Genomic DNA, 25,250 nt, shown 5'->3' with positions numbered 1-25,250 from the left:
AGCTGTATGGGTGTTGCGAGATTGAAAGAGTCAGGCAGGATATATGAGGATGCGTTCGCAAGCTCCAACCTGGATTCCAAATGGGAAGTACTCCCTAACGATGCTACTCGCTATGAAGCGGGTAGTGGCAGTTTAGTGCTCAAACATGGTCAAGATCCACTGTATATGTTCTATAAACCGCTGACAGATATGAAGCAATTCGTCATGGATGTGAAGAACAATTATAATCCCGATACAGAGGGATGCTATGGTGGGGTTATTGTTTTGATAGACGAACATAATTACATGGAGATTGAAGAGTTTTTGGATGTGTCTTTGCCAATGCCTTTGCTAAAGACCTACCCGTGGATACGTCTGATTCGAGATTACAACTATTACACGGCGTATTGGTCGGATGATGGCGCGATGTGGAACATCATTGGTTCTGTAGAACTGGTGGGAGCTCCTAAAATTGGTCTCTATCTGAAGGGTGAGGGGGATCATCCCATGCATGTTCAGTATATTCGAATCAACAAAGGAACATCTATTGCCGTAGATAATCTAATCAAAGGAACTGTAGTTGATCTAATCGATCAGAATGGTGTTGTGCTTGAGTCCAGGGTATGCCGATCTGAAGAAACGGTTGTACATTTTAACATGGATCGATACCCATATCCGTTTGAAGGCAATTTTGGGATTAAACTTCCGGATGAAAATCGGTTTCAGGCCATGGATTCCATAAAGTTATATAAGGGAGATCTAATGTATTTTGAGGTTACACCAGACTTATATTACAAAGAGTCAAATCCTGAAACAGGAGAAGATTTCGATGTGCTTCTCTATCCCAATACGGATCGGTTTCTAGGATATTTAACGGCAGGTGGTTCTGCTACACAAGAAGTTCGAATGTTTGCCAAAAACCCCATGATATCAGGAGACTTCAAAAATGTAACTTTTGCGCTCACAAGCGGGACGGATAAAGTGCAGATTGCGCCTGATGTTGAAGGCATTCCTGGTTCCTTCAGCCATTCAATTACCGCGTTTACCATTTTACCAGGAGCGTCCTATCGATTCTGGCTGCGAATGGAAAGGGAAGAATCTCAAGACAGGTATGCTTCTCAGGTCAAATTTTCGCTACAGATGTATTCGACATACATATGACTTAATCGTATGGGAGTAATTACGTATAGATCAAGTAAGGCATGAATGGAGGTGGCCACATGTCAGTAAGAATTAACCAGTCTCATCGATCATCCGCCAAGAGTCATAAGGAACTGAGGGATATTGGGGAGCATACGCATGATGAGATTGATTCCTATCTTGCAGAGTTGGATGAAGCCAGAGGGTCTGCACTCAGTCTAGGTGAACGAATCACTGTCATAGAAGAGTCTGCAAGTGATAGCCGAGAAGCTGTAAAAGATCATGAACAGAGGATAGACGATGTCGAGACAAAGGTTATTTCAAACAGCTCACGATTGGATGATGTTCAGCAGGATATTCTGACAGCAAGAGCAGATGTCAATTCCCTTTCCAAGAGTCAGGATGACCATGAGAAGAGATTGAGCCTCGCTGAGACGGAAATAAAAGAAGCACGTGGAGCAGAGGCATCCATAGATCATCGATTTGACACGTTGGAGAAAGCGATTGGAGTTGTTGAGAAGCAACCCATTCAGGATCTCAGTGTTACCAACCCCACATATCTAGATACAAATAACAGTGTTCAAGTTACGATTAATGCAGGACGAGCCAGTATCAACAAGGTTATTGTGGATCAGTTTACTCAGACATTCCGCATTCCAGACATTGTGGCAAATACGACATATTATCTTTTTCTTCATGAGAATGGGGAGTACTCTTACAGTTCAAATCAAAAAGAACCCAAGGATGCCATGATTATTGGTGGACTCGATGTAGGAGTTTCTCCAACAACTTCACTCACGGCTTTGGATTTCAGGTATTTCTTAACAAAGGGTTCTATTGAAAATGACATGTCTCTATTGGGAATTCGTGTAGATGATCTGGAAAAAACCGTTGGTGAGCAATCCGCAACAATTGCTTCACATCATACGGCGATCGAAGCGATGGAAGCTCAATTAGAAGCAACTGCTGAAGAGGTTGAGGGTTCAAGAGAAGATAAAAACGGAGTCGTCTATGATGCTCTCAAGGACAGGCTCGACAACATGCAAAGCCGTCTTGAACTTGCTGAGAGTCGAGGCACGATGGAGCATCAATCCGTTTTCCATTTCACTTCTGCTCCTAACAGCAGGTTGTCGACGACTAGAGATTTTCAAGTGCCCAGATATGTGATTGGTTCGAATTCCGCAGAGGTATTTCTGGATGGAATACGCATGGATGCAGGAGACGATTACATTGAATATAATGATACGCTTATACGATTTAATTTTGATGTGCCCAAGGAAGCCCGAGTAACGGTCATAGGTCGTGGGTCTATTATTAACACCACTTCCGTAACCGAGTATACCTATTATCCAGATGGAAAAGTACATACTGAGAAGATTGACGGAGGGATTAACCGTACCATTGAGCACTTCTATAGCCCGGAAGGAAATCTGGAACGACAAGAGGTTACGGAGAGTAACGGACAGATTAAGTCCATTGAGTATCAGCGTGACATTACGGGTAAAGTACTGCGTGAAATTAACAATGGTGCAGAGTATTATGTGCTTCAAGGAGGTGCTACCTTCGATGACACGGATATCCGGAGAAGGCTAGTCTTTCTTGAAGGAAGTGCACTTGAGCTTGATGTCGTGTATAACTACTCCTCTAATGGTGACATCGAGTCAGAAGAAGTGTTCTCCGCAGATCTAACTCCGCAGCTATTGAAAAAAACATCGTTTACTTACAATTCAGATGGTACCGTTAAGACCGAAACCATGATCTATGACGGCCAGGGAGTTCAGAAGGCATTTGAATACGATGCTAGCGGTAACATCAAACAAGTAAAAATTAGAAAGGTTGTGATTTGACGTGACGAGGACCGTGCAGGATGTGAAATTTGCTCTACATACCATTATGGATAAATTAGTGGGCAATCACTCAGAGCCATTCAGTACAGAGGACATTGAAATCCTGATTTTCGCTTTTGAAAGCAATATCCTGTTTGATAATGTGGCTCATAAATTTCTGCCTTCACTTAAAGGGCTACCTGAAATTCATGAGGCTGCTGCTGGTGGCGTGGAGACAGAGGATGGAGTTGGGGACAAAGAGCAGTCTTACTATGAAGATCTCATAACCGAGAGAAGCGACATGGTGAAAACAGTCTTGTTTACCGCACTTAAAGAGAACATCTTTCACGAAATGAAAATCCGATTTGGTGCTTAAGGAGGTGAGATAGTTGGCTGAAAATATTTTGTTAGGTGCTTTGAGGAGATATGAGTTTTATTCGTATTGTACAACTTTTATTCAAACATTATATGATACGGTGACACAGGATCTATATGGAGATATTCACTGGGAGTGGACGTTCAGTAACAATAATACTTACGCTACCCCCAGAGCTTGGAATAATTCCAATTACACATCAGCAAACAATGGGACTATTACAGCGAAAAATAAAAAAGATCCTAGTATGTTTTTCACAATTTGCACTAATCTTGCACAAACGAATGCATGGTCCGATCGTGTATATTACAAAAATTATGTATTACGAGCAGGTTTACGTAATAACGGTGATATAATAACTCCTGATTTATATACACAAGTTGGTCATCTAAGTGAAATTCCATTACATACAGGCGATTCATACATAGCCAGCAGCAATACAACAAGCTCTCATACAAATGTCTATTTTAAATGGACCTTGTTCACCAGTGAACAATATATCTTTTTATATGGGGAACCTCAAAACAATATAGGGGTTGCATATCCTATTCGACTCTACCTAGGAAGACTGAAGCCCTTTGAAGAAGAGGACCCATTAATCTCAAATGATTTTGTTGGTGTTTTTAGTCATTTTCCAATGGGACTGAATGACTCAGCAGATGAGTTGAAGTATCGAGCAGGTGGTGGCTATGTTAGGAGCTCTCGTAATGGAACTCCTAACGCCTTGTATAATTTAGCCACTAGTAGTCAGGTACCATCACCTGGAGTAGGTGGTAGATTCTTCATCTCCCCTTTTTATGTTTGGCATGATACAGAAGGTGCTAGAGGCGAATTCTATGGAATTCGAACTGCTGTATTAAAAGACGCTAGCAAGTATCCAGACGGATCCATTTTAGATCTCGGAGATGAGAGATATTATGTATTTCATACCAATTCTCAAGCTCATCCTTCTACTTTTCAGGGGTGGTTTACAACTGGCGGGAAATATATTGAGGGCCAACCCTACTTCTTCGATTCAGCCTTACTCCTCGGTGGTGGGCAGCGGGTGCTGCTTTTCGAAATTGAGAAGGAGGTGTAGGGCATGACCATGATTCGCAGACACGAGTTTACCAGTACGCTAGGCTTATTTACTTCAACACTTGTTAACACATTGAAAGATGCACTTGATCCTTACTGGGACACCCTACATACGGCCGAAACGACTTATGCCAACTGGGGAAATGCGCTGCTGACCAATAAAAAAAATACATCCATGCGTTTTACCATGTGTGTTTGGGCACACGCCAGAGGAGTCAACATTCGCTGGGGACTGAAGAACCTGGGAAGCAATGTGGCATCACCAGATCTATTCGTAAATCCGCCCGTGGACACAGATAAATTCATGACGGAAACGCCATTTTTGTGTCATAACGTGCAGTACAATGTGAACTATAAGTGGTCTGTAATTACGAATGAGGACATCCTGTTTATCCATGGAGAAAGTCTGAGTTACCCGGAACGAGCGTACCCAGTACGAATATTCCTAGGCAAATGCCAGCCACTAGAGCAAGAAGACCCGGCGATTGCCAATAAATTTTATGGCGTTTTCCCACATATGCCTTTATCCGCTTCGGATAACAACATAGCAGATCAATATGATACACCGAGGGGTGTGGTTATGACTTCACGGAATGGAACGGAGTATGCACTTTATAATTTTGGAACAGAGTCGATTCCTTCCCCAGGTGTGGGTTCCAGATATTATGTTACACCTTTCATGGTCTATCATCCATCTGAAGGGGCTAGGGGTGAATTCAAGGGTATGCGCTCCATTGTATTTAAAAACAGTGCACAGCACCCGGACGGATCGATCCTCGATCTTGGCAATGATGGCAAGTACTACGTATTTCATGTCGTAGATCAGGATTACCCGAATACAGACTATGGACGTTATTACTACAACTCGAACCAAGTTCCAGTGTATTCAAGGCCAAAGTTCTTCCATGGAGCCAGACTGCTTGGTGGCGGGCAAAGAGCTTTACTTTTCCAAATATAGGAGGTGTCGATGAGGGATGGCTAATTTCACAGGTAAAGTGAAGATGAATGAATTATTCGCGAATATTGTTCAGGGATTTAAAACGATTGCGGGTTCTCCCTGGTCCGTTTTTTACGAGACAGCGAGTGTGATCGTGCTGAAATCGGTGGGCACAACCGGCTCAGATAAACTGTTCTTCAGACTAGAGGTTGGAAACACGAAGGGAACTACGGGAAACAAATTGACCGTGAGTGTGGCTGAAGATGTGATGGCAACAGATGGCAGTATTCCTATAGGCCGAGCTGAAGTGAAGAAGGACTTCCTATGTCATACGAGTGCCGTTGATACGAATCTATTAATTGATTACCAAGTTTCAGTTCAACCAAACCGTATTATTATTTATTTGCAGGGGGATGTGAACTCGGTTACCGGTATATCCAATCTGGGTTACTTCGGAATTCTGAACAGGTATGCCACAGAGACAGATTCCTCGAGTTTGAGTGTAGGGCTCAGTTACAACGGAGATAACGGGATTCGGACGTTGCGTGATAAAGATAAACAGATGGTGAATAACATTTATGATGCCTACTCTGCCATGCTTCCTGTTAATCCAGGCTGGGGGTCTCTTTATCATCTTGCTCCGGTTATTATGTGTAATGGGGTGGAAGGCCCGAGAGGCGAACTTATGGATATCTATGCGGTACCTTCTGCCGGAGTTTCTCATGGAGATGAGATCAAAGTGGGCACCAAAACATATAAGGTATACTCTCTGTCGATTGGTGGACAAAGCTTCTTATCAGGAGCTACGGTTGCTGTCCTGATGAGTTAAGGTGGTGAATGGACATGGCAATACATCAAGGGAAAGTTGTAGGGACCGACGAGAGCGGTTCTCTTTTTACCCAGAATAAGGCGGTGGTCTTCCATGGCATTGGATACGATCTGGATGCTGTTCCGTTAACCGTTGAGGGTAAAGAAATGGTCTATACATTAGGAACGTTATCCACTACGGCTGAATTAATTGACATCTATCGTTGGGGTACTTGGAGGGTGCTGGATAACCATAACGATCTTTTAATTGGATACGTTACGGATAAATATATTTATGGACCACGAACCAGAGTGGGAATTCCTAATGAAAAAAATAGGATATTGAAGCATAAATTTTTGACCCAATCCAGTGGAGTAGGTTTAATTCGAGACACCATAAGAGGACTAAAAGCAAAACAAAATTTTGCGGGGCTCGATTGGTGTATTAAGGTCAAGATTCCTGTCCAGCAGGCGGGATTAGCAGGGAAAACGTGGGGGGATTGGTCTTACAGCGGAAGTGGCAACACGTCTGGCAATCATCTTCGTCCACGGCGGTATCCGGATACACATATTCCTAGAAGGAGGGAAGACGCTTGAACAGGACATGGAAACTGATGGAGGAGATGAGAAAAGTGCTATTGCCGGTATCGTTTGCCCAAAGAATAGAGTATGTTGGCGGTGGGGCGAAGGCAATGATTGATATTCCCATGGAACATCCTCGATTCATGATCAAAACGATCAGAGTCATTCCGTCCAGAGAGACGAATGTGGAAGTCCATGTGTTGAACAGTGCGGGTCCACATCCAGAAGTTCTCTATTTCAACAATGCCCAATACTCAACAGGAAATTTTTTGGAAGGAATTTATGATATGATCGATTTGCCATATGAGGACGTAGATGGGACTTCAACACTTCACTTGTCGTTAAAAAATCTGGGTACAGATGTGACCAACTTCGATATTGAGGTCGTTGGTTTGACTACGAGGTAGGAGGGGGGCACCACATGGATATTGTTTCATTCAGCAAAGCTGCCAAAATAGAACGTGAAGTTAAACAAGCCAGGGATTCTTATGCCTCACTTGATGGCCGATTGAATGCGGTGTCAGTGGGAAACGTGGTCTCGGTTGGGCTCAAAACAGAACTGCCCACCATAGGTGAATCAGGAAGATTATATCTGGTGCGCCAAGACTCAAGCAATCAAAATGAATCAACGACCTATACATACAGCAGAGGGGAATATGTAAAGGTGGGTGGGGATCGAGTTTCGAACCATCCGGAGAATGGAACCATTAATCTTAACGGCACCAGAACGGTGATCTATAACCATCCTGATACACACAGTGCTGATATGATAACAGATGGAATTCATAATGTTATCATGACTCTGGACGAACGTGAAAAATTGTCCAATATCGATCGTGACGCCAATCATTACACACATCCTGATACACATAGTGCTGATATGATCAGTGATGGAGAAACACATGTGAGCATGACTTGGAGTGAACGAAAACGCCTTCATGTCATTGATCCGTGGGAATCGATCAGCGACTTGGTGGATTATACAGATGTGGTTACATATTTTGCTTATGATATACAGGGAAGAGTTATTCGACAAGTCGTTACGGACAAGTACACCGAGCAGCTGGTTAGAGGACCTGTACTGACCATGCCGACTTCTTCAGAAGGCTACGCACAGAATGATTCCTTCTTGGTCATTTCCAATGGTGAGATATATCGATATGATGGTCTGGACTTTGTGCAGCTTCCACCGTTGGTTGATGTCATTTATCAGTATGATGGTGAGGGAAGATTGGTGGCAAAGTCCATCGCCAGGATGGGATCAACACCTGTACAAACCAACTTCCAATATATATATGACTCATTCGGCAATCGCATAGCGGTTAAGAAATACTAATACCTAAGGATAGCATGTGCTATCCTTTTTCTTTTAACAACGGATAATTTATGTAGCCCACATTTACATATGAAGATTAGATTAGCATTAACAGTCGGCTGATCAAGGCGTATAGAGAAAGTAGTATGAGAATGTAATTATATCGGGAGGTAGTGCACGATGAATATTGAACTGACTGCTCATTTCTATTTCAAGGGAAGTGGGAAGAAGAAAACGGTGAACTGGATAGAAGATAATCCTAGATTACAACAGAAAGAGAAAGATTCGGATAAGGTCGTACGCGAAATCCCTTTAACTGCGGATGAGGTTAAGCAAGAATATCGACGACTTTTCACCAAACACAAGAACGAGGGGAAATCGATCACGTTGGAAGATACAGACGATGTGGTTCATATCATTGATCTTACCGATGTCCGAAATATTGAATTGACTTCTGAGGAGGGGAATACAAATGCTGTACAGGCTGACCTTCGCACTGAATGACGAGGAAATTGTCACTACCGAGATCACTTCGGATAAGGAGGACCTGGTTGGAGCGACGGAAGAAGCATTCGATTGGATTGAAAGAAACTATGGAGCCAATGTCGCTTTGAACCTGGTTGCGTTTAGCTTGCTCAAAATAGAGCTTACCAATGAAAAGAAAAATTAAGCGTTCGCGCTAACTAGTGTTAGCTTTTTAGCACCAACTTCTAATCTATTTGAAAAAATATAAAATATAGTTAATAAAGTGATATACCCCAAGTCTAGTTCTGGGGTCTATTCCTTTTTCATGAAAATTTGATAGTGACTTGATTTAATGCTTCCATTGAAACTTGTCTTGCACAAGCAGTTTTGATTAAACTAGGTTGAATTCATATGTTCAAGGGCAGTAGAAGGGATCAGGATGATTGGCAAGGAGGGATGGGACATTGAGATAAAAGACTTGGAAAGAGAGCTCGCAAAGCTGGCATCCAGAATAAGAAAAGATTTTACTGAACGCGGGCCGGTAGATACCAGAGTCTCTATCATGAATCATTTTATCATCTTAAAGTTTACAGCAAAATTCACCAAGCCTGAAGCATTCATGCTGGAACATATGCAATCACACTCAAGTCAAATTTTCGCTGAATACAAGATGAAACTTGCACATATGATGAGAGAAGATTTCAACCCCGTTTTCTCCTATATCAACATGGGTCTGAAGATTGAAGACATCGAAACAACATTTTTTGGCCATGATTTTACAGAACAGATCACAGTCTTCAAGATGAACAAGGATGTTGAAGTGCTGCTTAAAAACGATGAGATAAACATGCCTTAAGACCTATTAACAGACGTTTAAATACTGGACAGGTTCTTAGGAACTAATTTTATTGTTGACAATATCCTACATATTTCCTTATACTACCCTTATGGCGATTGAATAGATTAATAATCTTGACGAAGCCTATAACCTTGTTAAAGAACTTGAAGGCCATATCTTCGGTAATTGGGACGAAATAGATGTCAGACCAAGACCGACACATTCCACCATTTTGGTATTTTCCAGTGGTGCGCTCTGTGTTGGTCTTTTTGTTTTTGTTTGTTTGTTTAAAAATGGTGCTTTACCTTTCACCGTCTACTTCGTATATAGTCCGTAAAAGGACTATAAGCGAACGAAATAAATAAATGTTGCGAACATTAGTTCGTATTTGTTATTCTGAATGTAATAGGATGGGAATGAGGAGGCGGATCAAAGGGAGATTGCTTGATTGTACATATATATATAATAGACTTACTTAGTTTCAATTTGATGCAATAAGACTACATATGGGATATGAGATTTCGAGAGTAATAGCGAGAATGTAGAGTAAGATCATGTTGGATAGCAAATAGATTGTGAAGAAAGAATACGACCGACTAATCATTAAATAGTTAATGGGGGAAATGTATAATGTCTGCTACAACTGCTATGGGTTTTGATGATTTATTTGAGATTGGGGATATAGACATGTTCCTGAATAAAGCGCAGGAGAAGTGTCGTCACAAGCTTAGAGGGAAAACATTTGCCGGGATGGAGAAAGAAGATGTGACCCAGGAGATTATGATCAAATTAGTTAACTCCCTGGACAAGTATGATGCAGAAAAAGCCAAAATGTCGACGTTTATTGATCATCTTATCGAAAATAAAATCAAGGACATGTACCGCAAGTGCATGTCTGAAAAAAATCTCAGTGTGGTTAACGCTTCACAGATTATATGTACGGATCAGACTGGTGGTGATGAATCAGAAGGCACCGATATAGCATTAGCGCTTGGTCACACTGGGTTTGCATATGAAAATTTTGAGTTTGTCACTGATATTATGGAGAATATGAAGCTGAACGAACGTGAGAAGCAGATCTTTAAACTTCGGACTTCGGGGTATGAATTTGTAGAGATTGCAGGAATGTTAGGTGTATCCAAGGCACGTATATCCCAGTTATGGAAAGCGATTCGTGAGAAATACGAAGCATTGTAGTCATAAGTGGCAATTAATAGCCTGAGTTTGATGAAGATAGATTCAGTAACCTACATAGAACAGAGAGAGCACCCTTAACTGGGTGCTTTTTTATGTCGTATAGAGAGACTAGTACAGAGAGAAAGGTGGAACAAGATGCTTAGTGTGGTGGTTTTAGGATTTACTGTGGAGCGTATGGAGGGATATTCGGATATCGCTTGGGCAAGTCATGATTCTTCGACAGCTTCTGATCTAAGCAACAGGGAGTATGCCTTGATCATTGAACAAGTAGTTGTACAGGCTAATGCCGTATTGGTTAATCTGGATATGGATCAATTGACTTCGACTGATATTGTAATCATGCATCTTGCTTATATACATAAAAAACCGATCATAGGTGTTGGTTTCAGGCCATTGGAACCTGTTATTGAAGATTTTATCGTCAAACGGGTGACTGATCTGGACACGGCTGTACTCCATATGCGGACAAACTATATGGTTCTAAGCAGCGGAACTAATACTTCATCTGCGCCTCGAATTAAACTACCGCTCTGATAACACGTATAGAGAATGTAGGGCTAAGAATGTGTACTAAACTTTAACTTAATGGAGGAATAATTCGATGACACATATGATCAAAGCAAAAGAAGATACATTAACGGAAGAAATCGTAGCAAGTATGATTGGAAAGTATATTCACGCACCAACCAATATGCATGAGGTCCAGACGCCAACCGGAGCAACAACCCAGGCTAACGTATGGTTTGCTGGCAGTGTAGCAGGTTACGAAAAAGCCGTTATTGGATTCAATTATGAAGAGGGTGTCTTTCAAGAAGAACCACAAACATTTTATAACGTTCATTTAACGGATGGTATGGGCTACATTCTGACAAGTGCCTACGAATTGGAGATTCATGAACTTACCGAAGAGGAGTTTAATCAACTCATTGAAGAGAAAAAGGAAGAGGAACAAGATTCATCAGGTGAAGAGCAATGAAGGTGTTAAACTACGCCTCGGATTTAGCTGTAAAAACGTTTGTGTCCGCTAGCGCTGCAGGTGTGGAAGAATTGATCAACGCATGGATGTTATCCAAACCCCACACATTCGTTACCGGACTGGAATTTACCTCCACTGTTGATCCACTCAGCGGCATATTGGAATTTGCAGCAATCATCGTATATCAGCCAAGTGAACATGACCAATCCTAACTGTGTACGAGAGTATTTCTTCTAACAAGTGTAGGAACACCATACCGAGATGCTTGAAATATGAAAAGATCAATAAACATCAGTTAACAATAGAATTGGAATACCAAAAGTTCGTTTATCAATTTTACATAGGGAGATCCAAATGGGAAAATTTCCAGAACATATTAGCACGAAATTGAAAGTAGACAAGAAACATTACACTATGGATGACGTAGAGAATATTGAACGTTGTAAGCTCGATGAATATTTCCTCGGAGATTGTATTCTGGTCAATGAGAACCTGATTTGGCATTCCGTTCATAAGTATATTGGAAAGCCCGAAATGATTATTAAAAATCATTGTGTAGAAAAGGATGATATTCTTCAACTTGGCCGTCTGGGATTTATTAAAGCGATTAGAGCATTTGATACTGGGCGTGGCGTGAAATTTAGTTCGTTTGCCGTCACTGCGATTGTCAGAGAAATCCGATGTTTCCTAAGAGACAGTGCAAGTATTATTCGTCCAACTCGCACAGCTACGGAATTAATCAACCGAATCAATCGAGTTGAGCACGATATGGGCTATCTGCCACCAGCACATGAAATTGCATTGTTGTTAGATGAGGAAGAAGAGAAGATCAACAAAGCGCTTCAAGTGGGTAAAGGTGTGAAGTACCTGGACGAGCCTGTCGGTGCTGATGATCAACAAACTCAATCCGTGACGTTGATGGATACCATCTATAGTGGGGAGAACATTGAAGAAGGTGTTTTGGACAAGCTGTACGTGGATGCGATTATTGATTCAGTCAAGCGCAAGCTTAGTGAGAAAGAAGTAACTGTGTTGAAGCATCGAGTAGACGGATTTAATCAAACCCAGACCGCAGATATGGAAGACATCAGTCAGATGAGAGTCTCCAGAATTATGCGAAAAGTGGCTAAAATGCTGGAGAAACCGAAACAGGCGTGATCGTCGTCATAGCCCTTCGTATCATATATAACGTGTCTCATACATAACGTCCCTTCTGCATTCCAGCGGTGAGGGATTTTTGCTGTTTTTGCCCTATGGGACATACTCCAAGTTGTCCGAACATAAGATAGTACAAGATTCCAAGTGACCCGGAGGAATGAATTGATGCGAAAAATAACGAAAGTTCTTGCATGCATGCTTATACCTGTCTTCTTGCTGTCTTCATTAGGGTCTACTCAAGCCCAGGCAACAATTCAAGGTCCGTCTACACATGCGCAAAGCGCTGCGCTCATTGATGTCACATCAGGCCGGATCTTATACAGCAAGGATGGGGATAAGGAACTACGAATTGCCAGCCTGACCAAAATCATGACAGCGATCGTAGCTATCGAACACAGCAAGCTGGATGAGAAAGTGAAAGTGTCCCCCACGGCTTTTGCCAAAGAAGGATCGTCCCTCTATCTGAAGTTAGGTGAAGAAATGACACTTGAGAACATGCTGTACGGGTTAATGCTCCGTTCAGGCAATGACGCGGCCTCTGCAATCGCGGAACATGTAGGTGGTTCGGAAGAAGGGTTTGTTCTGTTGATGAACAAAAAAGCGGAGCAAATCGGTCTGACCAATTCCCATTTTATGAACCCTCACGGACTGGATGCAGAAGGGCATTATTCCACAGCCAATGACTTGGCCAGATTAACGGCATATGCGCTACACAATCCTGTTTTCAAACGCATCGTAGCCACGGAGGATAAATCCGCACCCAATCCCAATGAAAGCTGGGAATACTCCTGGCATAACAAAAATAAAATGCTGCGGATGTATGAAGGCGCGGATGGAGTGAAAACCGGCTATACCAAGAAAGCTTTCAGATGTTTGGTCAGCTCGGCTACACGCAACGGACAGCAGCTGGCCGCGGTAACGCTAAATGATGGAAACGATTGGAATGATCATGCTCGGATGCTTGATTTCGGGTTTGAATTCTTCCCATTGTTAGAGATTGCGAAGCAAGAACAACCTGTGCAAAATACAGATGTGGTTACAGGAAGGGGATTTTGGTACCCACTGGCTGAGAGTGAGAAAAGTTCATTGACCAAAAAGTTGATTCTGTACGCAAATCGCACCCAGTCGGAAACGGAAGACAATAAACAATTAACAGACCCTACGTTTGGATTGGCAGGACGCATCGATATGCAACTCGACGGTAAACTTGTTGGCTCGATTCCCGTATATCGCAAAGGCAGTTATATTCCTCCTGAACCGAAGACAGATGAGGCAACGATGGGGGGAATCGGAGACGTCTCTTCCTGGGCAGCAGCATGGCGTTTGGTGTTAAGTCACCTGTTGTCTCCTTAGTTAAATCGTCGTTGAAGGGAGGATATAACCAATGATCAATTTAATTTGGTTGCTTATGATCTTAATCGGTTTTGCTTTTGCAGCCGTCAACGGCAATATTGAAGTGGTCACGCAAGCTGCTTTCGACGGAGCGGCGACGGGAGTCACAGTCTGTTTTGGACTGATCAGTGTGCTTGTGTTCTGGATGGGTATGATGAAAATGGCTGAGGATGCCGGCCTCATGGCCCGGATTGCGAAGCTGCTGGGTCCGGTTGTGGGCTTCCTGTTCCCTGATGTGCCCAAAAATCATCCGGCAATGGGTTATATTCTTTCCAATATGAGTGCCAATCTGTTGGGACTGGGAAATGCGGCTACACCTATGGGGATCAAAGCCATGCAACAACTGCAGGAGCTTAATCCGGATAAACAGACCGCTTCTCCGGCCATGTGCACATTACTGGCTCTGAATACGGCTAGCATTACGATTATTCCGACAACGCTGATCGCCATCCGCTTAAACTATCATTCCGCCAATGCAACAGAGATCGTGGGAACAACATTAATGGCTACCATTATCGCTACACTTGCTGCTATCATCGCCGATCGCTGGTATCGGAACAGGGCTTTACACAAACCGCCGCGTATACAGAAAAGTGGCAATCCCGGCATGAAAGGATGAGCACCTTTGTTAACCTTCATCAACTGGATCTCCGTCTGGGCCATCCCGGTTATTATCGCGTTTGTTCCATTATATGCGTTTACCAAAAAGGTCCCGGTTTACGAATCCTTTGTTGATGGGGCCAAGGATGGATTCTCTACTGCAATCAGTATTATTCCGCATCTCGTGGGCATGATGGTCGCAATTAGTGTATTTCGTGCCTCAGGTGCACTGGATTTTGTGATTAGCCTATTTACTCCGTTGGTGTCCTGGATGGGTGTTCCGGGCGAAGTGTTGCCACTTGGAATATTGCGTCCTTTGACGGGGACAGGCTCTCTGGCGTTTACAACCGATCTGATCAAAACCCATGGCCCTGACTCCATGATTGGACGTATGGCATCTACGATTCAGGGGAGTACAGATACCACGTTATATGTACTTACTGTCTATTTTGGGGCTGTAGGCATAAGAAACGGTCGGTATGCACTCAAAGTAGGGTTGTTTTCCGATGTCGTTGGTTTTATTGCTGCCCTCGCCATTTGTTTGCTCGTTTTTGGTTAAACGATATCTCCTTTCCTTCCGATATATTAGATATGCTAGAATAATAGCGGAGGAGAGTGAGTCATGCAGAAGAGTTGGAAACGAATACTCCGTGTTGGAATGTCTGGCGTGCTTGCCATTGCAATGCTTGCAGGGTCAACGGGGCTGGTGGCGGCTCAAGCCGTTCAGACGATACATTTTACAGGTTACTTTGACAAACAGCTGCGTGCACAAATGGCAGTCACAGCGGATTCTTTTCCAGTCGTGAATGTGCGTGTTGTCAAGCAGGATGAACCCGATATGGTATATTATGATGTAGGTACCTCGATCCTGATCTCGAAGGATGAAGTGCTAACGAATTACCATGTTGTTCAGAGTTATGCTGAATTGTCAGATGGTGATGAAGGTACGTTGACTGTTGCGAGTCCAGGCTCGTTAGGTAAGCCAGTAAAGGCAAAGATTATGAAGACCGATCCGGTGACAGACATGGCACTACTGAAGCTGGATAAGGAAATAGACGCCCAACCGGTCTCATTTGCAAATGCAAGGGATAACCAGGTTGTCTATACGATTGGGTTCCCCAAAAATCCTGCTGGTGATCTTGTCATCCTGGATGAAGATTTTCCTTCAACCTACAATACAATAGCCAAAAGCAGAGTGTTCAGTTCTCAAGCCTCGGATGTTCCGGGTAAGAAGGGGATCGGCAGTATTGTAAAATCCATGGCACAAGGTAATTCAGGTGGCCCTGTTCTGGATCAGAACAACCGGGTCATTGGTATGATGACATTTGTATACGGTGGACGTACCTATTATATTACTTCCAAAACATTGCAGTCTTTCATTAAAGAAAGCGCTACGCCTGCCAAAAAACAGGTTGCAGTTGCCGGCAAGGTTTCTAATTAAATGATTTGAGGAGAAGGCTTACCTTTGCGCTATCTGTGTACAACAGGTCGTGTAACGGGAGGCTTTTTTTGCATCCATCTTAAAGGGTAAGGGAGTCTAAAATGGATATTCGTGTCCCCAGTTTACAAAATCCTTGGATTATCCTTGTGATTTCCTTGCGTGATGGGTATCATTAGTGTGAGGTGACATGACAAACATGGAAAGATTACAAAAAATTATCGCACAGGCAGGCATTGCATCCCGCCGCAAGAGCGAGGAACTGATCCTGTCCGGCAAAGTAGAAGTTAACGGGGAGGTCGTAACCGAACTGGGTACGAAAGCGAACCCCGAAGAGGATATGATTACGGTTAATGGAAAACCGATCCGCAGTGAGAAAAAAGTGTACTTGATGTTGAATAAGCCAAAAGGCGTAATTACAAGTGCATCTGACCCGGAAGGTCGGAAAATTGTATCCGACTACCTGAAAGGTGTCAAGGAACGTGTATACCCTGTGGGTCGTTTGGATTATGACACAGAGGGCTTGTTGATTCTGACCAATGATGGTGAGTTTGCACATTTGTTGACGCATCCGAAGCATCACGTACCCAAAACGTATCATGCAACGGTCAAAGGTGTGCCGCATGGTTCGGCTCTGGAAAAATTAAAGACAGGCATTATGCTGGATGACGGCATGACTGCTCCTGCAGAGGTGGAGTACAAAGATGTGGATACAGCGGCGAATGAGTCGGTGATCTCCATTACGATCTATGAAGGGCGTAACCGTCAGGTTAGACGCATGTTCGAGGCGATTAACCATCCAGTAACCCGGTTGAAACGGATTTCGTTTGGTGGCATTTTGCTACAAAACCTTAAACGTGGTTTGACGCGTAATCTGACCAAAGAAGAAGTCAACAACCTGATTACCCTCGCACAATCAGAACCAGCCAGAAAAATGAAAAAAAGGTAATGTGAGGACACATAATTTTCATAAAACCGCCGCAGTTTTGTGACGAAATTCGCTATAATTGTTCATAGGATGTTCACAGTTGTCTTAGTTCAATGATATGCGAGTGTTATAGTCACTTAAAAGGGGAGCAGCACATGGGGAAATCAAGAAGAACGGTGCAAATCGTCATTTTGACATTGATCCTGGTGTTGGGCGGATATGCGATTACCACATCGGTATCCGGCTCGAATGGCAAGCCAAAGGAAGGGGACAAGTCTCCTTCTTTTGAACTGCTGGGCCTGGATGGTCAAGTTCATACGTCTGACGAGTACAAAGGAAAAGCTTTGGTGATCAATTTCTGGGGCACATGGTGCGAGCCTTGTGTTAAGGAAATGCCTGCACTTCAGGCGCAAGCTGACAAATGGAAGGATCAGGGAGTACAATTTGTCGGAATTAATGTTGGAGAAGATCAGATGACCGTGGATAATTTTGTTCGGCAGGTTGGGGTTACGTTTCCAATCATGTTAGACCGTGAGAAAAACTCGGTTCGTGATTTCGGGATCTCTCCGATGCCAACGACATTCTTTGTGTCTGACACGGGCAAAATCTCTACCATTCATATCGGGCAACTTGATTTGGACACACTTGACGCTCAAATTTCGCAACTGGCGAAGCAGCCCTGACAGGAGGTCTATTCGTGTTCCAAAATACCAAATGTGAGTGCGGACATCAGAATCCGGTTGGCACTGTCCTATGTGAAGCATGTGGGAAACCGCTACAGGAGTCTGAAGCTAAATCGAATGCAGTGCTGGAAATGCGTTATGATGGCATGGCGCGCCGTTCGCAGCGTAGTAATCCCAACATCATTGACCGCATATGGAATTTTTTTTCATCCGTCAAAATTGCTGTCTATATGATTGTTTTCACGCTTGTAGGTTCCATGCTTGGTACGGTTTATCCGCAAGAAAGTACCTTCTTGAATATTGATCCTTCCGTATATTACAAAGAAACATACGGTCAGTTGGGTCATATCTATTATCTGTTGGGTTTATCCCATACATACGAATCCTGGTGGTTTATCTTATTATTGGTGCTGATTGGAGCATCATTGGTGATATGCAGTCTGGATCGCGTTCTACCGCTCTACAAAGCACTGAATAAACAGAAAATACGTAAACATACGCAATTCCTGACGAGACAGCGTCTGGTATACCAAGGGACTATCGAAGAGGTACCAGAAGACTGGATTAAGAAAGCGGTTACGCCGCTGAAAAAGAAAGGATACCGCGTGCACACCCAGGGTGATGCATTACTCGCCGAGAAACAGCGATTCAGTCGATGGGGCCCATATGTCATCCATATTGGACTCATTATTTTTCTGCTGGCGGTGCTGGCACGAGGACTACCTGGACTGAATCTGGATGAGCATGTCGCTTTTCCAGAAGGTGAGATCAAAAAGATCCCGAATACGTCGATGTATCTGCAAAATGAACAGTTTAATGTTGAATTCTACAGTGAGGAAGAAGTACCTGAACAATTCCGTAACCTGAATAAGACCGTTCCAAAACTGTTCGAAACAAAAGTTGTTTTGTATGAATGTACAGCAGATTGTTCGGATCTCTCGAAGAAACCTCAGTTAGCTGAGGTGGCCAGACATGATGTACGCGTGAATCATCCATTAAATTATAACGGTTTGAAAGCCTATCAGTTTGATTATGATCTGACACCTACCATTCGATCCGTAACGCCTGATTTGGTCAATACCAAGACGGGTGAAGTATACGGGGCCATTAAGATCGATATGGTAGATACCCAAAGAACATTCGAAGCGGGTCCGTATAACCTAACGGTAAAAGAAAAGTTTATGGACTTTGGATTGGACGAGAATGGTGAGCCAAAATCAAAATCACCTTCACCTAATGCGCCTGCTTTTCTCTTTCTCATTAAGGGGCCAGATCTGCCCGACGAGGGGATACAATATCTTTACTTTGCGAAGCAGATTGATAAACAACGTTTTCAACAAGATGCGATTAACCAACAGCTAATAGGTGCTGAGGTACCTTTACAGCTTGAAGTAGACAGCATGGACAAGGTCGATATTATTCAGTCCGTAAGTTATCTCAATATAAGAGTGGATAAGGCGATGCCTTTTGTGTGGGTAGGAGCAGGTATTGTCATGTTAGGTCTGGTCATGGGTTTTTATTGGCACCATCGCCGTATCTGGATTCGTTTTGACGATAAACAGCTTACCTTGGGTGGACATACCAACAAAAACTGGTTTGGTTTCAGGCGTGAAGTTGCGGCTGTGTTGAAACAGATGAATCTGGAAGTGGAAGAGAAGTCGTTGGATAACGGGGGGAACCAGGCATGAATTTATTGGATTTCAGCAGCGACGCATTTATCGTAGCTTTCTTTCTCTATTGTGCTGCATTCTTGTTATATGCTGTCGCGGTAATGGGCAAAAAATGGAGTAATCGTGATCCTCTGGACCATATGAATCGCTGGGGTAAAAGAGCGTTCATCGCTTCGACTGTCGCCTTGGCGGCGCATATCATATTTTTTGTAACCCGATGGGCTGGGGCAGGTCATATCCCGGTTAGTAACATGTATGAGTTCATGTCTTTTCTGTCGATGATGATCATGGTTGCATTTATTGTTGTATATGCCATATACCGCAAGTCATTATTGGGTTTGTTTGCTCTACCACTTACCATTATTATTATGGCGTACGCTGCTGTATTTCCTCAGGAGGTACAACCATTAATTCCGGCACTGCAGTCCATCTGGCTGAAAATTCACGTCACGTTGGCCGCGCTTGGTGAAGCATTCTTCGCTGTCGGTTTTGCCGCAGGGTTCATGTATTTGCTCCGCACGGTTGATTTCAGTGGTAAAGACAAGTCTTCAAGACGGCAACGAGGATGGGTTGAATTCACCCTTGTTACGATCGTTGTAGTTATCGGATTTATTGGAACGGTATTTGCCTTTCGTTCAGCTGGTTACGAGGCGGTTTTTGTACAGAAAACGGTCAGCATTGACACAGAGGTACAGGAAAATAGTACAATAGAGAAAGTGATTTATCGCATGCCACCAATTTTTGCACCATATAATAGCGAAGTGGAGAGCATGACACCGTTTCTTGGCATGAAAAAACCTTTACTTGAGACGCCTTCCTGGATGAACGGGGTTAATGCCGGGCGCAAGCTGAATACGGTGGTTTGGTCACTTATTGTAGGTCTGATCCTGTATGGAATTATACGACTTCTTGTACGCAGACCACTCGGACAAGCATTACAGCCGATGATGGACGGAATTGATGCCGATGATCTCGATGAGATTAGTTATCGTGCGATAGCCATTGGTTTTCCGATCTTTACACTGGGAGCATTGATCTTTGCCATGATCTGGGCTCAGATTGCCTGGAGTCGCTTTTGGGGTTGGGACCCCAAAGAAGTGTGGGCATTAATTACATGGCTATATTATAGTGTGTATCTGCATTTGCGTTTATCCAAAGGCTGGCAAGGTCAAAAGTCTGCATGGCTTGCAGTTCTCGGCTTCCTGGTCGTCATGTTTACGCTGGTTGGTGTGAATCTGATTATTGCCGGATTACACTCATACGCTGGAGCGGACTAGGACAGACTCGTCTTGCAAAGGTTGGGTTTAGAAACGGGAAACACAAACGTACCTTTTTATTGAAGGGTATTCAAATATTGTTCGCCAGATCGAACATAATAGAAGTACTGAGGAGTTATTGTAAAGGGGCTGGAGAGGCATGGCTGAACATGAGAACCGAATACTGGTCGTGGATGATGAAGAGAGAATCCGCAGGCTTCTGAAAATGTATCTTGAAAAAGAAGGTTATGAAATCGATGAAGCCGAGGATGGAGAAACTGCGCTGCGTAAAGCAACAGCAGGGGACTACGGGCTGATTTTGCTGGATGTGATGTTGCCTGGGATGGATGGAGTTGAAGTATGTACCCGTCTGCGTCAGGTAAAATCAACGCCGGTTTTGATGCTCACTGCAAAAGGTGAAGAGATTAACCGGGTTCAAGGCTTCGAAGTTGGCGCTGATGACTATGTTGTAAAACCATTCAGTCCACGTGAAGTGATTTATCGTGTCAAAGCGATTTTACGTCGATCTTCCGCGACAGCTTATCTCTCCAAGGAGAGCAATTCGAGTAACAACATCGTGTTCCCGCATCTGGTTATTGAGCATGATGCCCACCGGGTAACGGCTGGTGGCGAAGAGATTAGTCTTACACCAAAAGAATATGAATTGCTGCACTACCTGGCAACATCTCCCGACAAAGTTTTCTCCAGAGAAGAATTGCTCAAAGATGTATGGAATTACGAATTCTTTGGCGATCTTCGTACCGTGGATACGCACGTAAAGCGTCTTCGCGAGAAACTTAACAAGGTATCGCCTGAATCGGCGGCCATGATTACGACGGTGTGGGGTGTGGGTTATAAACTGGAAGTACCGAAGTAGTTTTAGTTTCTGGAGATCACTGGTCGGGAAGTTATGGATCACTATTATCTGCCTTGTGGGTTGTGTACTTATAGCGCTGGGTCTTTTTTTGCTGCCCTACATTGATACGAACTTTGCAGAATCCGAATCTAGAGATATTAAGCGATTGTTCACCTATATCTGTATTATTGGATTCAGTTTAACCACTTTTTTTGCATTGTTTCTATTCACCAAAATAACGCAGCCGATGCAGCAATTGATTCAGGCAGCCAATGCGATTCGCAAAGGAAACTACGGAACACGTCTGTCCCTGGTAACAAGCGATGAGATTGGTGAACTGGCCAACACATTTAATCATATGGCTGCCCAACTGGAAGATAATATTCGAAACCTTAACCATGAGAAGGAACATTTGGCGAGTGTGCTGCGCAGCATGACCGATGCTGTGGTTACTTTTGATGGGGAAGGCAAAGTTATTCTGACGAATCCGCCAGGAGAGAAGATTATGCAGACTTGGTATGATCTGGATTGGGCGAAAGTGGACGAAGGACAAGATTTCGAGCAGTCTGACAAGTCTTCGCGTGATGTACCTGAGCCCCTCCTTCCTTTATTCAGAATGGTTATGGAACAAGGTGGGGACCAGAACTCCAATGTTCATGTACAGCAAGGCGTCTGGTCTGTTCAAATGGCACCGTTGTATGCTGACAGTGTTGTCAGAGGCGCTGTGGCTGTGTTGAGAGATGTCACAGAAGAAGTGCGTCTGGAGAAAATGCGGCGTGATTTCGTGGCTAACGTGTCCCATGAGATACGAACTCCGCTATCCATGATGCAAGGCTACAGTGAAGCCCTTCTGGACGGCATGGCAACCTCACCGGAAGAGAGCGAAGAACTGATTCAGGTCATTCATGATGAGTCCCTGCGGATGGGCAGACTTGTTAAAGACTTGCTTGATCTTGCCCGGATGGAAGCTGGTCACACGGATATGGTGATGAAGGAAGTTGACCTCGGAGAACTACTTGAACGTGTATATCGGAAGTTTTCGGTGCGTTCGAAGGAACAGGGGATACAACTGCACTTTGAGTTTGAACAGCCAACCATCGTACTTCAACAGGCAGATGAGGATCGACTTGAGCAAGTCTTTACGAATTTACTGGATAATGCGTTCAGGCATACGCCTACTGGCAAAAATGTAATGATCTCAGCTGAACGGGTTACTTATCTTCGTGCGCCATTTGTCAGAGTTTCTGTGAAGGATCAGGGTGTGGGTATCCCTTCATCCGACTTGCCGTTTATTTTCGAACGATTCTACAAAGCAGACAAGGCTCGTGTTCGGGGAGAAAGTGCAGGCACCGGGCTTGGTTTAGCGATTGTGAAAAATATCGTTGATGCGCATCAAGGCATGATTACCGTCAATAGTGTACTTGGCGAAGGAACAGAGTTTATTTTGCAATTTCCCTTGGATTCTTCGAAATAGCCTGAATTTCATACAAAAAGTGCGAAAACACCCTCTTATGGAGGGTGTTTTTTTGTTGAAGAGTACCGTTTAATCTTGTTTAACGTGGAACATGAATGGTTTTTTTTGACTAAAAAGAGTGTCCAAGATAATTTTCCTTCCGATGTTACATAAGCTTGAAAAGCAAGTAACATAGAGGAGGATTGAGCTAAGCATGTCCGATGATCGAAAAAGGGTCAATATTAAAGCTTTTTTGGAAGGCAGGTCTTTTAGAGCGGGCTCTCCATTTATTCCGATAACCACGAGAGAACTGGAGCAGTTTGAATCCATACTTCGTTCTTTGGCTGTAGCTATTCCTGCTGCAGTAAGTCAGCCAACCTCTGCCAATATACAGTCATTGCAGAACGGATTACGTCAGTTACTTAATTTTGTAAATCAATCTGGTTTTCGTGCCGGGGTAAAGGCAGAATTACAAGCAGTATTAGAATTAACGATTGCAGCTTCAGAGGTTGTTCCTGTTCCTCTTATTAATCTCTCAGGAAACCTGCAAAACTTACTGGATGACTTGTTAAGTGTGACGCTACTTCTGGAAGTACCTCCTGCAGAAAAAGATAAACTTGTGGGGTTAATCCGATCGATATCGTTGTCCCTAAGTCGGGCGACGGCGACTTTTGGAACTGGAGGCATTACAGGGCCTGCTGGACCACAGGGAGCACCAGGAGTTCCGGGTGTACCAGGTGTACCAGGCGTTCCTGGGGTGAAAGGGCCTACTGGAGCTGCGGGAGGCATTGGACCCGTTGGGCCCGTCGGGCCTGTCGGACCCGTTGGTCCACAGGGAGCACAAGGTCCGGCAGGTGTACCTGGTGTTGGCTTGAACAATATTACTGCTTATGATCCTGCACTTGGACCGACATATGCTCAGGGCCAAGTCGTCAGTTATGAGGGCAATCTTTATGTTGCCAATGTAAACGGTCCCGTGGGTATACCCGGCAGTTCCCCAGATTACACTCTCTTGTTGGCAGGCGGAACGACCGGAGCCACAGGAGCAACCGGAGCAGGTTTAACGGGTGCTTTAGCATTTGATTCAGCGCTCGCACCGAGTTATCCTGCAGGTCAGGTAATTACGTATAACGGGAGTACTTACATTACAAGTGTTGCTGGTCCTTTGGGGACACCGGGAACTTCGTCGGATTATACATTAATTGCTGCTGCGGGGGCGACAGGTGCAACTGGTGTTGGCCTAACTGGAGTAACTTCTTTTGATCCAGCTCAGTCCCCGACATATTCAGCTGGCCAGGTCGTTACGTATAACGGGAGTACTTATATTACGAATGTTGCTAGTCCGGGAGGAGTGCCAGGAAGCTCACCGGATTACACACTGATTGCGGCGGCAGGAGCGACGGGAACAGGAACAACAGGGGCAACTGGAGCCACAGGCGTAGGATTAAGTGGTATCGTCCCGTTCGATCCAGCATCGGCACCAACCTATCCCGCAGGTCAGATCGTCACGTTTGGTGGCAGTACCTACATTACGAATGTTGCATCACCAACAGGTACACCCGGCAGTTCGCCAGATTATACGTTGTTAGCAGGGTCTGGAGTTACAGGTGCAACTGGAGCTACGGGGATCGGCCTCAATGGTACAGTTCCGTTTGACCCGGCAGTAGCTCCAACGTACCCAGCAGGTCAGGTCGTTACCTTTAATGGCAGTACGTATATAACGAATGTGGCTTCTCCTACGGGAACACCAGATACTTCACCCGACTATACATTGCTTGCTGGTGCAGGACCTACAGGAGCTACAGGTGTATCAGGTGTAACGGGAGCGACGGGTGTAGGTTTGAGTGGTATCCTACCTTTTGATCCAGCGGTAGCCCCAACCTATCCAGCGGGTCAGGTTGTAACGTTCAATGGCAGTACGTATATTGCAAATGTAGCTTCACCCACGGGAACGCCGGGCACATCGCCGGATTATACGTTGCTTGCAGGTGCAGGAGCGACAGGTATTACAGGAGCCGCAGGAGTTGGGGTAACGGGAAGTACCGGAGTTACAGGGACTTCAGGTGTAACGGGAGCGACGGGTGTAGGTTTGAGTGGTATCCTACCTTTTGATCCAGCGGTAGCCCCAACGTACCCCGCGGGTCAAGTTGTAACGTTCAATGGCAGTACGTATATTGCAAATGTAGCTTCACCCACGGGAACGCCGGGTACGTCGCCGGATTACACGTTGCTTGCAGGTGCAGGAGCGACAGGTATTACAGGAGCCACCGGAGTTGGGGTAACGGGAAGTACCGGAGTTAC

At 44.2% G+C, this 25,250-nt stretch carries 28 protein-coding genes; all 28 read left to right on the top strand.

All coding sequences use genetic code 11. The annotated features are described in order from the left end of the window. Positions 1-6: 6 nt before the first annotated feature. Complete coding sequence (locus ACTHPG_RS13695; protein ID WP_440389963.1) at positions 7-1,140, top strand: hypothetical protein; 1,134 nt, start codon at positions 7-9, stop codon at positions 1,138-1,140. A gap of 59 nt (positions 1,141-1,199) precedes the next feature. Further along, the gene (locus ACTHPG_RS13690) at positions 1,200-2,966 is read left to right on the top strand and encodes a hypothetical protein (RefSeq protein WP_440389962.1); all 1,767 of its coding nucleotides are present in this window, start codon (positions 1,200-1,202) and stop codon (positions 2,964-2,966) included. A 13-nt stretch (positions 2,967-2,979) separates the two neighbouring features. After that, positions 2,980-3,321: a hypothetical protein gene (locus ACTHPG_RS13685; protein WP_440389961.1), complete on the top strand. Its 342-nt coding sequence runs from the start codon at positions 2,980-2,982 to the stop codon at positions 3,319-3,321. Between the two features lie 13 nt (positions 3,322-3,334). After that, positions 3,335-4,399: a hypothetical protein gene (locus ACTHPG_RS13680; protein ID WP_440389960.1), complete on the top strand. Its 1,065-nt coding sequence runs from the start codon at positions 3,335-3,337 to the stop codon at positions 4,397-4,399. A 3-nt stretch (positions 4,400-4,402) separates the two neighbouring features. Then, positions 4,403-5,356 (top strand): hypothetical protein, encoded by a 954-nt coding sequence (locus tag ACTHPG_RS13675; RefSeq protein ID WP_440389958.1) that lies wholly within the window; start codon positions 4,403-4,405, stop codon positions 5,354-5,356. Between the two features lie 16 nt (positions 5,357-5,372). After that, complete coding sequence (locus ACTHPG_RS13670) at positions 5,373-6,164, top strand: hypothetical protein (protein ID WP_440389957.1); 792 nt, start codon at positions 5,373-5,375, stop codon at positions 6,162-6,164. A 14-nt stretch (positions 6,165-6,178) separates the two neighbouring features. After that, on the top strand, positions 6,179-6,739 hold the full coding sequence (locus tag ACTHPG_RS13665; protein WP_440389956.1) for a hypothetical protein: 561 nt from the start codon (positions 6,179-6,181) through the stop codon (positions 6,737-6,739). After that, positions 6,736-7,131, top strand: coding sequence for a hypothetical protein (locus tag ACTHPG_RS13660; protein ID WP_440389955.1), 396 nt, complete (start codon positions 6,736-6,738; stop codon positions 7,129-7,131). The genes ACTHPG_RS13665 and ACTHPG_RS13660 overlap by 4 nt, the downstream gene beginning before the upstream one ends. Positions 7,132-7,145: 14 nt before the next feature. After that, positions 7,146-8,060, top strand: coding sequence for a hypothetical protein (locus ACTHPG_RS13655; RefSeq protein WP_440389953.1), 915 nt, complete (start codon positions 7,146-7,148; stop codon positions 8,058-8,060). A 159-nt stretch (positions 8,061-8,219) separates the two neighbouring features. After that, positions 8,220-8,543 (top strand): hypothetical protein, encoded by a 324-nt coding sequence (locus tag ACTHPG_RS13650; protein ID WP_440389951.1) that lies wholly within the window; start codon positions 8,220-8,222, stop codon positions 8,541-8,543. Then, complete coding sequence (locus ACTHPG_RS13645) at positions 8,512-8,709, top strand: hypothetical protein (RefSeq protein WP_440389949.1); 198 nt, start codon at positions 8,512-8,514, stop codon at positions 8,707-8,709. The genes ACTHPG_RS13650 and ACTHPG_RS13645 overlap by 32 nt, the downstream gene beginning before the upstream one ends. A gap of 234 nt (positions 8,710-8,943) precedes the next feature. Further along, positions 8,944-9,360, top strand: a complete 417-nt coding sequence (locus ACTHPG_RS13640; RefSeq protein ID WP_440389947.1) for a Na-translocating system protein MpsC family protein — start codon at positions 8,944-8,946, stop codon at positions 9,358-9,360. 612 nt (positions 9,361-9,972) lie between these two features. Beyond that, positions 9,973-10,539 carry a sigma-70 family RNA polymerase sigma factor gene (locus ACTHPG_RS13635; protein WP_440389945.1) on the top strand — a complete coding sequence of 189 codons (567 nt, stop codon included), beginning with the start codon at positions 9,973-9,975 and terminating at the stop codon, positions 10,537-10,539. Positions 10,540-10,674: 135 nt separating this feature from the next. Further along, entirely contained in the window at positions 10,675-11,073 is a 399-nt protein-coding gene (locus ACTHPG_RS13630) for a hypothetical protein (protein WP_440389943.1), read from the top strand. A 67-nt stretch (positions 11,074-11,140) separates the two neighbouring features. Beyond that, positions 11,141-11,515 carry a hypothetical protein gene (locus ACTHPG_RS13625; protein WP_440389941.1) on the top strand — a complete coding sequence of 125 codons (375 nt, stop codon included), beginning with the start codon at positions 11,141-11,143 and terminating at the stop codon, positions 11,513-11,515. Beyond that, positions 11,512-11,727 (top strand): hypothetical protein, encoded by a 216-nt coding sequence (locus tag ACTHPG_RS13620; protein WP_440389940.1) that lies wholly within the window; start codon positions 11,512-11,514, stop codon positions 11,725-11,727. The genes ACTHPG_RS13625 and ACTHPG_RS13620 overlap by 4 nt, the downstream gene beginning before the upstream one ends. Positions 11,728-11,869: 142 nt before the next feature. Further along, entirely contained in the window at positions 11,870-12,673 is an 804-nt protein-coding gene (locus ACTHPG_RS13615; protein WP_440389938.1) for a sigma-70 family RNA polymerase sigma factor, read from the top strand. A 165-nt stretch (positions 12,674-12,838) separates the two neighbouring features. After that, entirely contained in the window at positions 12,839-14,026 is a 1,188-nt protein-coding gene (locus ACTHPG_RS13610; RefSeq protein WP_440389936.1) for a D-alanyl-D-alanine carboxypeptidase family protein, read from the top strand. Between the two features lie 31 nt (positions 14,027-14,057). Next, positions 14,058-14,684, top strand: coding sequence for a nucleoside recognition domain-containing protein (locus tag ACTHPG_RS13605; protein ID WP_440389934.1), 627 nt, complete (start codon positions 14,058-14,060; stop codon positions 14,682-14,684). Between the two features lie 6 nt (positions 14,685-14,690). After that, complete coding sequence (locus tag ACTHPG_RS13600) at positions 14,691-15,224, top strand: spore maturation protein (protein ID WP_440389932.1); 534 nt, start codon at positions 14,691-14,693, stop codon at positions 15,222-15,224. Between the two features lie 63 nt (positions 15,225-15,287). Further along, entirely contained in the window at positions 15,288-16,106 is an 819-nt protein-coding gene (locus ACTHPG_RS13595; protein ID WP_440389930.1) for a S1 family peptidase, read from the top strand. Between the two features lie 196 nt (positions 16,107-16,302). Then, positions 16,303-17,052: a pseudouridine synthase gene (locus tag ACTHPG_RS13590; protein ID WP_124116190.1), complete on the top strand. Its 750-nt coding sequence runs from the start codon at positions 16,303-16,305 to the stop codon at positions 17,050-17,052. Between the two features lie 134 nt (positions 17,053-17,186). After that, positions 17,187-17,714, top strand: a complete 528-nt coding sequence (locus tag ACTHPG_RS13585) for a redoxin family protein (protein ID WP_124116191.1) — start codon at positions 17,187-17,189, stop codon at positions 17,712-17,714. Positions 17,715-17,728: 14 nt separating this feature from the next. Beyond that, a complete protein-coding gene (gene resB, locus ACTHPG_RS13580) occupies positions 17,729-19,402 on the top strand; it encodes a cytochrome c biogenesis protein ResB (RefSeq protein WP_440389927.1) in 1,674 nt (557 codons plus the stop codon). Next, on the top strand, positions 19,399-20,661 hold the full coding sequence (ccsA, locus tag ACTHPG_RS13575) for a cytochrome c biogenesis protein CcsA (protein WP_440389926.1): 1,263 nt from the start codon (positions 19,399-19,401) through the stop codon (positions 20,659-20,661). The genes resB and ccsA overlap by 4 nt, the downstream gene beginning before the upstream one ends. Positions 20,662-20,800: 139 nt before the next feature. After that, positions 20,801-21,517, top strand: coding sequence for a response regulator transcription factor (locus ACTHPG_RS13570; RefSeq protein ID WP_017687664.1), 717 nt, complete (start codon positions 20,801-20,803; stop codon positions 21,515-21,517). A 55-nt stretch (positions 21,518-21,572) separates the two neighbouring features. Continuing rightward, the gene (locus ACTHPG_RS13565; protein ID WP_440390245.1) at positions 21,573-22,970 is read left to right on the top strand and encodes an ATP-binding protein; all 1,398 of its coding nucleotides are present in this window, start codon (positions 21,573-21,575) and stop codon (positions 22,968-22,970) included. A 193-nt stretch (positions 22,971-23,163) separates the two neighbouring features. Further along, the coding region (locus ACTHPG_RS13560; RefSeq protein WP_440389924.1) for a collagen-like repeat preface domain-containing protein at positions 23,164-25,250 on the top strand (2,087 nt) is incomplete at its 3' end.

It is taken from the genome of Paenibacillus sp. SAF-068, assembly GCF_051967555.1.
Classification (GTDB): Bacteria; Bacillota; Bacilli; order Paenibacillales; family Paenibacillaceae; genus Paenibacillus.
Note: the sequence above shows the minus strand (reverse complement) of the source record. Positions and strands in the feature narration are given on the sequence as shown.

Excerpts from the sequence above, each read along its gene's own strand:
- ACTHPG_RS13625 (WP_440389941.1), top strand. The coding sequence starts at position 11,141 with ATGACACATATGATCAAAGCAAAAGAAGATACATTAACGGAAGAAATC.
- ACTHPG_RS13605 (WP_440389934.1), top strand. The coding sequence starts at position 14,058 with ATGATCAATTTAATTTGGTTGCTTATGATCTTAATCGGTTTTGCTTTT.
- ACTHPG_RS13675 (WP_440389958.1), top strand. The coding sequence starts at position 4,403 with ATGACCATGATTCGCAGACACGAGTTTACCAGTACGCTAGGCTTATTT.
- ACTHPG_RS13645 (WP_440389949.1), top strand. The coding sequence starts at position 8,512 with ATGCTGTACAGGCTGACCTTCGCACTGAATGACGAGGAAATTGTCACT.
- ACTHPG_RS13655 (WP_440389953.1), top strand. The coding sequence starts at position 7,146 with ATGGATATTGTTTCATTCAGCAAAGCTGCCAAAATAGAACGTGAAGTT.
- ACTHPG_RS13615 (WP_440389938.1), top strand. The coding sequence starts at position 11,870 with ATGGGAAAATTTCCAGAACATATTAGCACGAAATTGAAAGTAGACAAG.
- ACTHPG_RS13595 (WP_440389930.1), top strand. The coding sequence starts at position 15,288 with ATGCAGAAGAGTTGGAAACGAATACTCCGTGTTGGAATGTCTGGCGTG.
- ACTHPG_RS13665 (WP_440389956.1), top strand. The coding sequence starts at position 6,179 with ATGGCAATACATCAAGGGAAAGTTGTAGGGACCGACGAGAGCGGTTCT.
- ccsA (WP_440389926.1), top strand. The coding sequence starts at position 19,399 with ATGAATTTATTGGATTTCAGCAGCGACGCATTTATCGTAGCTTTCTTT.
- ACTHPG_RS13695 (WP_440389963.1), top strand. The coding sequence starts at position 7 with ATGGGTGTTGCGAGATTGAAAGAGTCAGGCAGGATATATGAGGATGCG.
- ACTHPG_RS13630 (WP_440389943.1), top strand. The coding sequence starts at position 10,675 with ATGCTTAGTGTGGTGGTTTTAGGATTTACTGTGGAGCGTATGGAGGGA.
- ACTHPG_RS13650 (WP_440389951.1), top strand. The coding sequence starts at position 8,220 with ATGAATATTGAACTGACTGCTCATTTCTATTTCAAGGGAAGTGGGAAG.
- ACTHPG_RS13620 (WP_440389940.1), top strand. The coding sequence starts at position 11,512 with ATGAAGGTGTTAAACTACGCCTCGGATTTAGCTGTAAAAACGTTTGTG.
- ACTHPG_RS13585 (WP_124116191.1), top strand. The coding sequence starts at position 17,187 with ATGGGGAAATCAAGAAGAACGGTGCAAATCGTCATTTTGACATTGATC.
- ACTHPG_RS13570 (WP_017687664.1), top strand. The coding sequence starts at position 20,801 with ATGGCTGAACATGAGAACCGAATACTGGTCGTGGATGATGAAGAGAGA.
- ACTHPG_RS13635 (WP_440389945.1), top strand. The coding sequence starts at position 9,973 with ATGTCTGCTACAACTGCTATGGGTTTTGATGATTTATTTGAGATTGGG.
- ACTHPG_RS13640 (WP_440389947.1), top strand. The coding sequence starts at position 8,944 with ATGATTGGCAAGGAGGGATGGGACATTGAGATAAAAGACTTGGAAAGA.
- ACTHPG_RS13670 (WP_440389957.1), top strand. The coding sequence starts at position 5,373 with ATGGCTAATTTCACAGGTAAAGTGAAGATGAATGAATTATTCGCGAAT.
- ACTHPG_RS13610 (WP_440389936.1), top strand. The coding sequence starts at position 12,839 with ATGCGAAAAATAACGAAAGTTCTTGCATGCATGCTTATACCTGTCTTC.
- ACTHPG_RS13690 (WP_440389962.1), top strand. The coding sequence starts at position 1,200 with ATGTCAGTAAGAATTAACCAGTCTCATCGATCATCCGCCAAGAGTCAT.
- ACTHPG_RS13590 (WP_124116190.1), top strand. The coding sequence starts at position 16,303 with ATGGAAAGATTACAAAAAATTATCGCACAGGCAGGCATTGCATCCCGC.